Here is a 12,030-nt window from a genome sequence, read left to right as displayed (position 1 = left end):
CCATTGTTGCCAGGCAGGTCTTTACCAGGCAGGTCGGGCGACAGCCGGCGGCGTTGCCAGTCGTGTTCGTGCCGTTTCGAGCAGCGCTGCTGGCGCGCCGCGCAGGACAGCCAGCGTGACGCAATTCATCATCCGGACGGTCCGCTGAAAGAAAGATCCACGACAGGGATCCCGGATTCCCGCGACAGGGCTCGAATCTGACCCGAGGTCACTCGGTGAACGGAACCGTCCTCTCACGCTCGACAGCGAGATCTGTGCCGGCCGTACCGAGCAAGGCGTTCACGCGCATGACCGCCTGTGTTTGAGTTGCCGTCGACCGTCGGGGTCACGCTCAAGGAAGCTGGCGCCGGCAACGTCGACGACTTGCATACGGCGAGGAGCGGGACGAGGAGCGGGAGCTATGACTGCGGTACGTGCTGGTCAGGTTGAGTTCGACGCCTTCGATCCCGTCCACCGTGCCGACCCGTATCCGGTCTACCGGCGGGTCCGGGAGGCGGCGCCGCTGTGTCCCTTCCTCCTCGGCGACGTACCGGTGACCGTGGTGACCCGCTACCACGACTGCGAGACCATTCTGCAGAGTCCGGACTGGGTCCACGGCTACGACGCCGGGATCAGCCCGTTCCGGGAGGGGAACGCGACGGCTCCCCGTTCCTTCCTGCGGATGGACCCTCCAGATCACACCCGGCTGCGCGGGCTGGTCAACAAGGCGTTCACCCCGCGGATCGTCGGAGCGCTGGCCCCCACCATCCACCAGCTGGCCGGGCGACTGGTCGACGAGGCGCTGGCGGCCGGCACGATCGACGTCATCCACGGCCTGGCCGCTCCGGTCGCGAGTGCGACCATCGGTCATCTTCTCGGGGTGTCGCAGGACGCCGGCGCCGCGCTGCGCGGATGGGCGCTGGCGATCGCCCGAGGTACGGATCCGGACCACCTGCTGTCGGCCGAGGAGATCGCCAGCCGGACGAAGGCCACCCACGACTTCCAGGCGTACTTCCGGGAACTCATCAACGAAAGGCGGCTGCGTCCGACCAGGGACCTGCTGGGTCTGCTCGCGAGCGCGGAGGAACGCGGGGACGTCCTGACCGAGGCCGAGCTGCTCGGCATCTCATCGCTGCTGGTGGTGGCGGGGATGGAGACGAGCATCAACTTCATCGGTAACAGCGTGCTGTCCCTGCTCCGGCATCCCGACCAGCTCGCCGCGCTGCGCGCCCGACCCGAACTGATCTCCTCTGCCGTCGAGGAGGTGCTGCGCTACGACCCGCCGACGCAGTTCACCCTCAGGACCGCGCACACCGGGACCGAGGTCGCCGGCCACACCTTCGCGCGCGGGGATGGTGTGGTGCTGGTGAGCGCGGCGGCCGGCCGGGACCCGGCCGTCTACCCCGACCCCGACCATTTCGACATCACCCGGTATCACGGGCCTCAGCCGGCCCGACGCCACCTGGGCTTCAGCGTCGGCATCCACTTCTGCCTGGGAGCGCCTCTCGCTCGTATCGAGGCGGAGGCCGCGGTCGGAGCGCTCGTCCAGCGCACCACGACGATGTCGCTGGCCACCGACGCCGACAGCCTCACCTACCTGCCCAGCCTCATCCACCGCGGACTGACCTCGCTCCCGCTCACCCTGTCCTGATCCGAAGATCCGCACGTGGTGGTCATCGCCGAAAATTCGTCCGGGGTCTGCCGGCACGGCACGGGCCGGTGTCCGTGGCGGGTCTGCGGCAGGTCCGGATCACGGAAGGCAGGAAAGGCCAGCTGCCGCGGATGGCGCGGCGCCCACTGATCAACGTTCGAACCTGTGCAACCTGTGGAGCTGGGCGCACCAAAGACTGTGGGTAAACTGTGGGTAAGTTGTGCCCAGCCTTCCACTTTGATCAAGGATCAGGGTCCTGCCCCCTGGAGGCTGGGACCTCCGACGGCGCGAGAAAAACATGATCAATCTGTCTTCGGCCCTCTGATCTGGGCGGATGCTCCCGCGACAGGACTCGAACCTGTAACCTGCCGGTTAACAGCCGGACGCTCTGCCAATTGAGCTACGCGGGATCGCGATGTTCCAAGCGATGACGCTGGGAGCACCTGACTGGGCAAGGTTACCTGAGGTTCGCGCGGATGGTTCAGCGGGGTAGTAAACACGAGGTCAGCCGGCCGGTCGGCCGTCCGTGGGCCGATGATCGGGCAGGATGGCCATGATTACAGGCATCCTGTCCGTCATCACCCGGCTGACCGAAGCGAGCGCGATCATGGTGTTCCCGCGCCCGCGGAGGCCAGCGGACTACACAGTGACCGAAGTGAGCGCGACCATGAGTGTTCTCGCGCCCGCGGAGGCCAGGAGATTGCACAGCGGCACCGAGCGGGAGGCAGTATGCACTTCAGACCCGGTTTCATCGTCGGCTTCGGGCTCGGCTACCTGCTGGGTGCACGTGCGGGCAGGGAACACTATGACGCGATCATGCGTCAGGTACGCGAGGTCCGGGAGCGTCCGGAGGTGCAGAGTGCGGCAGGGGTCGTCTCGGCCCAGGCGGGCAGTCTGCTGGAGAAGGCCCGCCGGACGTTTGCAAGCGTCGCAGGCCGAGGCGAGCCGTCCTCGCCGACCACCGGGACCTTCGCCGGCACGGTTGGGGCCCACAGCCCCAACGGCTCCGGCGCGATCCGCACACCCTGACGCTGCGGGCCGGCCGCAAGTCCGCGTCCGGTTCGTCCTGACGACAGGCGTGAGAGCGACAGGTGTGGGAGAAGTGACGGGCATCGGACGTGGTGCGTAACGGCGTGGGACATGGCGCGTAACAACGCGCGGGCGGGCGCGGCGTCCCAGGATGCGGCCGCGCTGTCCGAGGTGATCGACCTGCTGGGCAGACGGCACGCGCTACCGGTCTTCTGGATCCTGCGGGAGGGACCGGCTGCGTTCCGCTCCCTCGTGACGCGTGTGGAGGCTGCCGAGTCGCACCTGTCCCAGCGGCTGCGTGAACTGCGCGAGGCCGGGATCGTCGAGGTGGACGAGGCCGGCGACTACCGGCTCAGCGTGCACGGGCGGCGCCTGCAGGGTGTGCTCGAGCCCCTCGACGCCTGGGCGCGGGACTGGGCCCGGCTCGGCCCGCGTGGGCGCGTCCCGCGAGGATCGGCGACCCGTGGCCGCGGGGAACTGTGATCGAATCTGCCCCAGCCGGGTCGGGCTGCGCGGGCTCGACAGACTGCGCGGGCTCGACATACCAACATTTTCGCCCTGGAAGTATCCGCTCGTAATATTGTCTTCCGTGGTAATCACCGGACCCGTCGTCACCCGGGACCATCCGTCCAAAGTCGATCTTCCGCGGCTCCGGCTCGGTGCTCAGCCGCAACGCCTCCTCATGACCCTGCTCGGCGACTACTGGCACGGGCGCAAGGAGCACATACCGTCCGCGGCACTGGTGCGTCTGCTGGTGGACTTCGACATCTCAACGGTTGGTGCGCGTGCGGCGTTGAGCCGGCTCGCGCGCCGTGGGCTGCTGGAATCCTCACGGGTCGGCCGCAACACCTACTACGGTCTGACCAGCCAGGCAACCGAGGCATTACAGGACGGCGCCGCGCGCGTCCTGTCGTTCGGGCAGTCCCGCGCCGGCTGGGACGGCCGGTGGGTCGTCGCAGCCTTCTCGCTCCCTGAGGAGCAGCGTGACGTCCGGCACGCCGTTCGCAACAGGCTGCGCTGGCTCGGTTTCGCTCCCCTGTACGACGGCATGTGGGTGTCTCCCTGTCCGGTGACGGATGCGACCATCCGGGTGTTCGCAGAGCTCGGTGTGCCCAACGCGACGGTCCTGGCGACGGTCGAGGGGGCCGTGGCAACGGGCCCCAGACGGCCGATCGAAGCCTGGGACCTGACCGATCTGCGGTCTCGTTACGAGGACTTCATCCTCACCCACACCCCCCTGCTCAGGCGGATCAGGGCCGCTGACGTGGGTTCGTCGGAGTCGCTGGTGGCCCGGACAGCGGTCATGGACGCCTGGCGGCGTTTCCCCGGCCTCGACCCCGACCTGCCGCTGGACCTGCTTCCGCCCCAGTGGCCGCGGGTCCGGGCACACGCGGTCTTCGCGGAGATATACGACGCGCTCGCGCCGTTCGCCGTCGACCGGGTGCGCCAGGTGATCCTTTCGTTTGCCCCGGACCTTGCCGGCCTCGTCCACCATCACACCGCCCGCCAGCCCACTGCCCGCCATCACACGACCTGCCAGCCCACGATCACCGTGCCGTCATACGGTACGTAGGTGACCCTGTTCGACGCCGGGCTCGAGCAGACCCTTGCGACGTCGGGTCCCCTCGCGACCCGGCTGCGTCCCCGGACCCTCGACGATCTCGTCGGGCAACGCCACCTGCTCGGCGCGGGCAGTCCGCTGCGGCGCCTGGTGGAAGGCGGCGGCACCACCTCGGTCCTGCTCTGGGGGCCGCCGGGCAGCGGTAAGACGACGCTCGCGCACATCATCTCCGGCTCCGGTGGGCGCCGGTTCCGTGAACTGTCCGCGGTCACCGCCGGTGTCAAGGACGTACGGGCGGTGATCGACCAGGCGCGTGACGCACTCGCGGTTTCCGGCGTCCGCACGGTCCTGTTCATCGACGAGGTGCACCGTTTCACCAGGACCCAGCAGGACGCCCTGCTGCCCGCGGTGGAGAGCGGGCTTGTCACCCTGGTCGCCGCCACCACCGAAAATCCGTTCTTCTCCATAGTGGCACCGCTGCTGTCACGGTCGCTGCTGCTCACCCTGGAACCGCTCGCCGAGGACGACCTGCGCGTCCTGGTCCAGCGGGCGCTCGACGACCAGCGAGGTTACGGCGGCCGGCTGACGATGGACCCTGACGCGGTCACCCATCTGCTGCGTCTGGCCGGTGGCGACGCCCGCCGCGTCCTGACCGCGCTGCAGGCCGCCGGCGACGCCGCTCTTGCCGCCGCGGCGGCGGATCCCGGAACGGGTGCGCATCCGGAAACGGGTGCGGGAAGCGGCAGCGGGCCGGGGGAGGGTCGCGTACCCGTCTGTGTCGATCTTGCGACACTCGAACAGGCGGTGAACCGGGCCGCGGTGCGCTACGACCGCGACGGCGACCAGCACTACGACGTGGCGAGCGCGCTCATCAAGTCCGTGCGTGGCAGCGATGTCGACGCCGCACTTCACTATCTGGCCAGGATGCTGGAGGCGGGGGAGGATCCCCGGTTCGTCGCCCGCAGAATGATTATTTTAGCCAGTGAGGACGTGGGCCTGGCCGAACCCGGAGCGCTCGGGGTGGCCGTGGCCGCCGCCCAGGCACTGGAAACGGTGGGCCTGCCCGAGGCTCGGCTTGCCCTTGCGCAGGCTGTGATCCATCTCGCGTTGGCACCGAAGTCCAACGCGGTCATCCGGGCCGTCGACGCGGCCGTCGCCGACGTCCGCGCCGGGCGTGGTGGTCCTGTTCCGCCCCATCTGCGGGACACGCACTATCCGGGCGCGAGCCGGCTGGGCCACGGAAGTGGCTACCGTTACCCCCACGACTACCCAGGTGCTGTCGTGGGTCAGCAGTACGCCCCCGACCCGCTGGTGGGATCGAGCTACTACCAGCCGAGTGAGCACGGGTTCGAACTGCGGGCCGGCCAGCGGCTTGCGTTCCTGCGCGAGACCCTTCGCGGCACCGGCGAGCCGGCTGCGGCCCGTGGCGAATCGGCTGCCGCCGGTGGGGAGCCGACCGGGGCGCGTGCAGATGTGGACGAGCCGTCAGGGGCGAGTGACCACGAAGCCGGTCGCGCTCGGTAGGGTCACTCCAGGAACGTCGAGTTCGACGCTGTGTCGACCGTTACTCGGAGGGCTGTGGGGCGCTGTCCTCCGGTGCTCGGGGGATCTGGGCCTCCGGCGGCGCGGGAGAAGCATGATCGCGCCACCGTTGGCCCTTCAGGAGGCCACCGTCACGGTGCCGGTGCAGCCGGCGCGAGGCTTTGGTCGCTAAAAGTACTGAAAGTTCGGTCACGCAGTTCGGTCACGAAGATTTTGGTCACGAAGGTACGGCCGGGTCACGGCCCATGACAGCGGAGGCAGAGCACACATGTCCGGTGGTGCGATCGCGGGACTGATCGCGGCGGGGGCGTTCTCCGTGCTCGTCCTGTTCGGCTGCTACGTGTTGTTCAAGCTTGGGAAGATCTTCGACGAGGCGGCCGCCCGGGTCCGCCAGACCGGCTTGGCCATTGACGAGGGCACCGCACGCGTGCGGCAGGCGGGCGCGACCGTGGACGAGGTGAACCAGGCTCTCAGCCATGTGAACAAGGAACTCGACCGGGTCGACGCCATCACGGCGAACGTGCAGACGATTTCGACGAACATCTCCTCGCTCACGTCGCTGTTCGCGGCGACGGTCGGCGGCCCGGTCGTGCGGGTCGCGGCGTTCTCGTACGGGGTCCGGCGCGCGGCGGCCAAGAGGACCCACGCCGACATCGAGTCACGGATCACGGCGGAGATCAAGGCGGACCGTGCGACGAAGCGGGCCGCCCGGCGCGCCGGCTCCGGTGCGTCCGCAGCACCGGCGGCCGGAGCTCGCGGAGCCGGCCCCGAGAGCAGGAGTGCGTGATGCCGCGGGTGTTCTACATCGCGCTCGGCGCGGCTGTGGGCGTGGTGACCGTCCGGCGCGCCGCTCGCGCCGTGTCCACCCTCACTCCGCAGCACCTTGCCGGGTCCCTCGTAGAGTCGGTGCAGGATTTCCTGGCCGACGTCCGGGAAGGGATGGCCGAGCGGGAGGATGAACTTCGTCAGGCTCTCGGGCTCGATGACGCGGGCGACGTGGACGGTGCGGCTGACCCGGGTGGTACCGGCGGTACCGGCGGTGGCCCGCACGGCGCCGCCGACGCCCCGGACATACCCAGTGCCCGCTTCGCGTGAGTGCGCTCAGGCGGTGGCCTGGGGGGCGCTGGCCTGCCTTGGCGTACCCCGGTGACCCGCCGGACGGGGGTACACGTCGGTGTCGACGTGGGCACGGTCAGGGTAGGAGTCGCCGCTAGCGATCCTGAGGCGAGGATCGCCTTCCCGGTGACAACATTACGGCGTGACACCCGGATGAATCGCGATCTTGATGAGATTGCAATGATTGTGCGGGATCGTCGTGCCGTGGAGGTCGTCGTGGGTCTTCCGACACGGCTGTCCGGCCTTCAGGGGCCGGCGGCCCGGCAGGCCCAGGCGTACGCCGATCTCCTTGCGGCACGTGTCGCTCCTGTTCCGGTGCGGCTTGTCGACGAGCGGATGACTACGGTTGTGGCTCATCGTCGGATGGCCGAGCGTGGCATGCGCGCGCGGGACCGTCGTGCAGTCGTAGACCAGGAGGCAGCGGTGCAGATCCTGCAGTCCGTCCTGGACATCCCGCGTGACGCGGGGGCGTCCGACGCCGCAGCCACCCGGCGTGGGCCGGATCGCCGCGCGGACAGCACGTGATCGAGGACGACCTCGACGAGCTGCTCGATGACGCGTCAGACAGCCAGACGTCGCACAGCAGACGGCACACAGGGCGTGGCCGAGGCAGCCACAGCCGTCGGCGGCATGGTGCCGCGTCCAAGCTTATCGCGATCCTGGTCATAGTGGCCGCGATCCTCTGTGGCGGAATCTACGGTGCGGGCAAGGTGATCGGGCGCATCTCGTCGGGTGAATCGGCGGTCGACTACGCCGGACCCGGTGACGGGTCGGTCATCGTCCAGATCCAGGCCGGGTCGACCGCCCGTGACATCGCCCGGGTGCTGGCCTTCGCCGAGGTCGTGCGGACACCGGCCGCCTTCGTCAACGCGGCCGCGGCCGACGAGCGGTCGCGTTCCATCCAACCCGGCTTCTACAAGCTCAAGCAGCATGTGCGGGCGGTCGACGCGCTGGCCTCGCTGCTCGACGTCAAGTCCCACACGCTGTTCCGGCTCACCATCGCCGAGGGCATGACCACCAGACAGGTGCTTACGGCGCTCGCGGACCGTACCGGCCAACCGCTCTCCGCGTTCGAGGAGATCGTGAAGAATCCGGGCGAACTCCAGCTGCCGTCGTATGCGGCCGGGATCGAGGGCTACCTGTACCCCTCCACCTACGACCTGCGACCGGGTGCGTCCGGAGCCGCCACGATCAAGAGTTTCGTCGACAAGTTCAAGGCGGAGACGGCAGGGCTGGGCATCGAGGGGGGCGCGGCCGCGCTGGGCCGCAGCCCACAGGACATCGTGACGGTCGCCTCCATCATCGAACGTGAGGTGAAGAACCCGGACGAGGGGCCGAAGGTCGCGCGGGTCATCTACAACCGACTCGCCGACACCTCCGGGCGTTTCCGCCGCCTCGACCTGGACTCGACCACCCGGTACGCCCTCGACGAGTACGAGGGCCCGCTGACCCAGAGCCAGCTTGCCGCCAACAACCCCTACAACACGCGCAAGGTTCCGGGCCTGCCGCCGGGAGCCATCTCCAACCCGGGGAAATGGGCGCTGGAATCCGCCCTGCACCCGGCCGCCGGCCCGTGGATGTACTTCGTGTCACTGCCGAAGTCGAACGTGACGGTCTTCGCGACGACGGACCGGGAGTGGCAGGACGCGCTTGCGCGCTACCGCGCCGAGGGCGGCACATGACCAGCTCAGGTGCCCGGCCGCGGGCAGCCGTCGCGGGAATGCCGATAGCGCACTCGCTATCACCAGTTTTGCACCGTGCGGCATATCGCGCTCTGGGGTTCGACTGGGACTACACGGCTGTCGAGTGCGACGAGAGCGCGCTCGGCGACCTGATCGCACGGGTGCGTACCGAACCGGGCTGGGTCGGTCTGTCGCTCACCATGCCGCTCAAGACGAGCGTCCTGGCATTTCTCGACCGGATTGACGCCACTGCCGCGGCCGTCGGCGCCGTCAACACCGTCGTTGTCGAACGGGACGCAGTCGACAGTGAGGATGTCGACACGGATGGTCCCGGCGCGAACGCCGACAGGCCGCTGATCAACGGCGTCCGCTCGGTGAGCGGGCCGTCCGGGGGGGTCGAGAGCCGGACAGGTGCTGCTCGGCGGCATTTCGGGCCCGTCCACCTGGCCGGCTTCAACACCGACGTCACCGGAACGGCACACGCCGTCACAGCGGTTCTCGGGAACGGGACACCACCGCGCAACCCGCTCGTCCTCGGGGCCGGGGGTACCGCACGGGCCGCGCTCGCCGCGCTCGCCGGGCTCGGCGCCGAACGGGTCGACCTGCTCGCCCGCCGGCCGCCGGCCGCAGCCCCCCTGGTCGCTGTCGGTGCCGCACTCGGGCTTGCCGTCACCGTCCATTGGTGGGACACCTCCGGTACGGGGTCGTCTGTCGGGTGCCCGGACCCGGCGGGACTCCTCGGCGCCGCCGACGTCGTGCTCGCGACCGCTCCGGCCGGTGCCACCGACGACCTCGCGCGCCGGCCGTGGCCTGCCTCGACCGCCCTGGTCGAACTGCTCTATCACCCGTGGCCCACCCGTCTTGCCGCCGCCGCACAGGCAGCCGGAGCTCCGGTCGCCGGCGGGCTGGTCGTGCTGGCGGCTCAGGCAGCCGGCCAGGTGCGGCTGTTCACCGGCGCCGAGGTGGACCTGGACCTGCTCCTGGACGCGGGCGAAGCCGTCCTGGCGGCACGGTGATGAGCGTCCTGCCAGCCGTATCCGCAAGCGTCCTGCAGGCCATACCTGCCACGTCGGTCACGTCGGTCACGTCGGTCACACCGAGCGGATCAGTCGTATCGATCGTGCTGGCTGTCGCGATCGTCCTTGCCGCCCTGTGTGTCGTCCCGGGGCTCACCCACATGGTGGGTGCCTTCGGGCCGGTGGAGGGAGAACAGCCGCGCCGGCCGGTGCCCACCCGGGACACGCTGGGTCTGCTCACGGCGACGGTCGTCGTCGCGTTCGCGGCCAAGCTGACCGACCACGTCGCCTGGCTGCCGGCGTACGCCTATCTCGGGCTGGTTGGCGTGGCCCTGGCCGCCATCGACGTTCGGGTCCACCGGCTTCCCGACGTGATTACTTTGCCGTCCTACCCGGTTATGGCCGGACTGTTCGGCGTTGCCGCGGTCCTGGATCAGGAGCCGGGACGCTGGTTGCGCGGTGTCATTGCGGCGGCGGCCGTGTTCGCCCTGTTCGCCGCCATCTGGGCGTTGCCCGGTGCCGGTCTGGGCTTCGGTGACGTGAGGCTGTCCGGTCTGCTTGGTGGTGCGCTCGGGTGGCTCGGCGTCCCGGTGCTTCTCACCGGGCTCATGGCGGGGATCACCCTCGCCGGGATATGGGTGCTGATCCTGCTGGTGACGCGGCGGGCAGGCAGGCGGACACAGATCGCCTATGGCCCGTTCCTGTTGATGGGGGCGTTCGTCGGTGTCCTCGCCTGGAACGCGCATTAGCATCCCAAGCTGAAACGTTCTGGCCGAAGGAGCTGGTTCCGGCACACCGACGGCGTGGAAGACTGACCCTATGCTGCGTTGGTTGACTGCTGGAGAGTCGCACGGTCCGGCTCTGGTGGCGACCGTGGAGGGGCTGCCGGCCGGTATCCGGGTGTCCAGCTCCCAGATCGCCGACGAACTCGCCCGGCGTCGGCTCGGGCATGGGCGGGGCGCCCGGATGAGCTTCGAGCGGGACGAGGTCGAGCTGCTGGGTGGGGTCCGCCACGGCCTGACCCTGGGCGGTCCGGTGAGCGTCGTCGTCCGCAACGCCGAGTGGCCCAAGTGGCGGGAGGTCATGGCGCCGGATCCGGTCGACGCCGCGGGGCTTGCCGGGTTGGCCCGAAACGCCCCCCTGACCCGTCCCCGGCCCGGTCACGCGGACCTGGCCGGCATGCAGAAGTACGGGTTCGACGACGCCCGTCCGGTGCTGGAACGGGCCAGCGCCAGGGAGACCGCGGCGCGCGTCGCGCTGGGTACGGTCGCGAAGGCCCTGCTGAGGCAGGCGTACGGCATCGAGGTCATCTCGCATGTGGTGTCGATCGGCGGTGTCGAGGTACCACCCGGTTCGCCGCCGCCCCAGCCGGTCACGATGGACGTGGTGGACGCCGACCCGGTCCGCTGCGCCGACCCGGCCACGAGCATCCGGATGGTCGCCGAGATCGATGCCGCCCGCCGGGACGCCGACACCCTGGGCGGGATCGTGGAGGTCCTGGCCTACGGCTGCCCACCGGGGCTGGGTAGCTACGTGCACGGCGACCGCCGGCTCGACGCGCGGATCGCCGGGGAGCTCATGGGGATCCAGGCGATCAAGGGTGTGGAGTTCGGTGACGGCTTCACCACGGCCCGCCGCCGCGGGTCGCAGGCCCACGACGAGATCGAATCGGTGCCCGCCGGGGACGGGCCGCAGGCGTCGGCGCACCCGGGGGGTGCCTACCGTGTGCGGCGGGCCACCGACCGCGCCGGCGGCGTCGAAGGCGGGATGACCACCGGTGAGCCGCTGCGGGTCCGAGCCGCCATGAAGCCGATCTCGACGCTGTCCCGGCCCCTGTCGACGATCGACGTCGCCACCGGGGAGCAGGCGGTCGCGATCGCGCAGCGCTCGGACGTGTGTGCGGTACCCGCCGCCGGGGTGGTCGCCGAAGCCATGGTGGCGTTGGTGATCGCCGACGCGGCCGTGGAGAAGTTCGGCGGCGACTCGGTGGAGGAGTCCCGCCGCAACTGTGAGGCGTATCTGAAATCCCTGATCGTCAGATCGGAGTCGGTATGATCACCGCTGTCGTGGTGCCGGCCGCATGACCGGCCCGCTGAACGCCGCTGACACCGCCGGCACCGCCGCGGCGGCCCGTGCGCGGCAGCCGGTCGTGGTGCTCGTGGGCTCGCCCGGGTCGGGGAAGACCACGGTCGGGCGGCTGCTCGCGCGGCGGCTGGACGCGGATTTCCGCGACACCGACACCGACGTCGAGGCCCGTGCCGGGATGTCCGTCGCCGACATCTTCGTCGAACTGGGGGAGGAGCACTTTCGTGCCCTGGAGCGGGACGCCATCGCCGGTGCCCTGGCCGAGCATGACGGTGTGCTCGCCCTGGGCGGTGGCGCCGTGCTGGACCCCGCCACCCGGCGGTTGCTGCGGGGGCACACGGTCATCCACCTCGACGTCGGGGTCCGCGA

The 12,030-nt window shown here is 69.9% G+C and carries 13 protein-coding genes and 1 tRNA gene; 13 read left to right on the top strand and 1 reads right to left on the bottom strand.

What is annotated here, in order from left to right:
* Positions 1-400 precede the first annotated feature (400 nt).
* Complete coding sequence (locus CV1CTNOD_RS17670) at positions 401-1,630, top strand: cytochrome P450 (RefSeq protein WP_131787133.1); 1,230 nt, start codon at positions 401-403, stop codon at positions 1,628-1,630.
* A 337-nt stretch (positions 1,631-1,967) separates the two neighbouring features.
* Here the strand turns inward: CV1CTNOD_RS17670 and CV1CTNOD_RS17665 are convergent.
* A tRNA-Asn gene (locus CV1CTNOD_RS17665) sits at positions 1,968-2,040 on the bottom strand.
* A 319-nt stretch (positions 2,041-2,359) separates the two neighbouring features.
* On the opposite strand from CV1CTNOD_RS17665, the gene CV1CTNOD_RS17660 reads away from it, so the two are divergent.
* The 12 genes from CV1CTNOD_RS17660 to CV1CTNOD_RS17605 form a co-directional block, all read left to right on the top strand.
* A complete protein-coding gene (locus CV1CTNOD_RS17660) occupies positions 2,360-2,659 on the top strand; it encodes a YtxH domain-containing protein (protein WP_131787132.1) in 300 nt (99 codons plus the stop codon).
* Between the two features lie 111 nt (positions 2,660-2,770).
* Complete coding sequence (locus CV1CTNOD_RS17655) at positions 2,771-3,142, top strand: winged helix-turn-helix transcriptional regulator (RefSeq protein WP_131787131.1); 372 nt, start codon at positions 2,771-2,773, stop codon at positions 3,140-3,142.
* 106 nt (positions 3,143-3,248) lie between these two features.
* Complete coding sequence (locus tag CV1CTNOD_RS17650) at positions 3,249-4,232, top strand: PaaX family transcriptional regulator (protein ID WP_242606781.1); 984 nt, start codon at positions 3,249-3,251, stop codon at positions 4,230-4,232.
* Complete coding sequence (locus CV1CTNOD_RS17645; protein ID WP_131787130.1) at positions 4,233-5,744, top strand: replication-associated recombination protein A; 1,512 nt, start codon at positions 4,233-4,235, stop codon at positions 5,742-5,744. It begins immediately after the preceding gene.
* A 286-nt stretch (positions 5,745-6,030) separates the two neighbouring features.
* A complete protein-coding gene (locus tag CV1CTNOD_RS17640; RefSeq protein WP_131768052.1) occupies positions 6,031-6,549 on the top strand; it encodes a DUF948 domain-containing protein in 519 nt (172 codons plus the stop codon).
* Positions 6,549-6,857 carry a hypothetical protein gene (locus CV1CTNOD_RS17635; RefSeq protein WP_242606780.1) on the top strand — a complete coding sequence of 103 codons (309 nt, stop codon included), beginning with the start codon at positions 6,549-6,551 and terminating at the stop codon, positions 6,855-6,857. The genes CV1CTNOD_RS17640 and CV1CTNOD_RS17635 overlap by 1 nt, the downstream gene beginning before the upstream one ends.
* Positions 6,858-7,403 carry a Holliday junction resolvase RuvX gene (ruvX, locus tag CV1CTNOD_RS17630; protein WP_431607134.1) on the top strand — a complete coding sequence of 182 codons (546 nt, stop codon included), beginning with the start codon at positions 6,858-6,860 and terminating at the stop codon, positions 7,401-7,403.
* A complete protein-coding gene (gene mltG, locus CV1CTNOD_RS17625; RefSeq protein ID WP_131787129.1) occupies positions 7,400-8,560 on the top strand; it encodes an endolytic transglycosylase MltG in 1,161 nt (386 codons plus the stop codon). Before ruvX ends, mltG begins: the two co-directional genes overlap by 4 nt.
* Positions 8,557-9,576 (top strand): shikimate dehydrogenase family protein, encoded by a 1,020-nt coding sequence (locus CV1CTNOD_RS17620; RefSeq protein ID WP_131787128.1) that lies wholly within the window; start codon positions 8,557-8,559, stop codon positions 9,574-9,576. Before mltG ends, CV1CTNOD_RS17620 begins: the two co-directional genes overlap by 4 nt.
* A complete protein-coding gene (locus tag CV1CTNOD_RS17615) occupies positions 9,576-10,325 on the top strand; it encodes a prepilin peptidase (protein WP_131787127.1) in 750 nt (249 codons plus the stop codon). Before CV1CTNOD_RS17620 ends, CV1CTNOD_RS17615 begins: the two co-directional genes overlap by 1 nt.
* A gap of 70 nt (positions 10,326-10,395) precedes the next feature.
* Positions 10,396-11,631, top strand: coding sequence for a chorismate synthase (aroC, locus tag CV1CTNOD_RS17610; protein ID WP_131787126.1), 1,236 nt, complete (start codon positions 10,396-10,398; stop codon positions 11,629-11,631).
* Positions 11,632-11,656: 25 nt separating this feature from the next.
* A partial coding sequence (locus CV1CTNOD_RS17605) for a shikimate kinase (protein WP_278043930.1) occupies positions 11,657-12,030 on the top strand: 374 nt, incomplete at its 3' end.

It is taken from the genome of Protofrankia symbiont of Coriaria ruscifolia (genome assembly GCF_900634745.1).
Classification (GTDB): Bacteria; Actinomycetota; Actinomycetes; order Frankiales; family Frankiaceae; genus Protofrankia; species Protofrankia californiensis.
Note: the sequence above shows the minus strand (reverse complement) of the source record. Positions and strands in the feature narration are given on the sequence as shown.

Bases quoted from the DNA above. Each gene is read 5' to 3' on its own strand.
- CV1CTNOD_RS17670 (WP_131787133.1), top strand. From the start codon at position 401: ATGACTGCGGTACGTGCTGGTCAGGTTGAGTTCGACGCCTTCGATCCC.
- CV1CTNOD_RS17660 (WP_131787132.1), top strand. From the start codon at position 2,360: ATGCACTTCAGACCCGGTTTCATCGTCGGCTTCGGGCTCGGCTACCTG.
- CV1CTNOD_RS17655 (WP_131787131.1), top strand. From the start codon at position 2,771: ATGGCGCGTAACAACGCGCGGGCGGGCGCGGCGTCCCAGGATGCGGCC.
- CV1CTNOD_RS17640 (WP_131768052.1), top strand. From the start codon at position 6,031: ATGTCCGGTGGTGCGATCGCGGGACTGATCGCGGCGGGGGCGTTCTCC.
- CV1CTNOD_RS17635 (WP_242606780.1), top strand. From the start codon at position 6,549: ATGCCGCGGGTGTTCTACATCGCGCTCGGCGCGGCTGTGGGCGTGGTG.
- CV1CTNOD_RS17620 (WP_131787128.1), top strand. From the start codon at position 8,557: ATGACCAGCTCAGGTGCCCGGCCGCGGGCAGCCGTCGCGGGAATGCCG.
- CV1CTNOD_RS17615 (WP_131787127.1), top strand. From the start codon at position 9,576: ATGAGCGTCCTGCCAGCCGTATCCGCAAGCGTCCTGCAGGCCATACCT.
- aroC (WP_131787126.1), top strand. From the start codon at position 10,396: ATGCTGCGTTGGTTGACTGCTGGAGAGTCGCACGGTCCGGCTCTGGTG.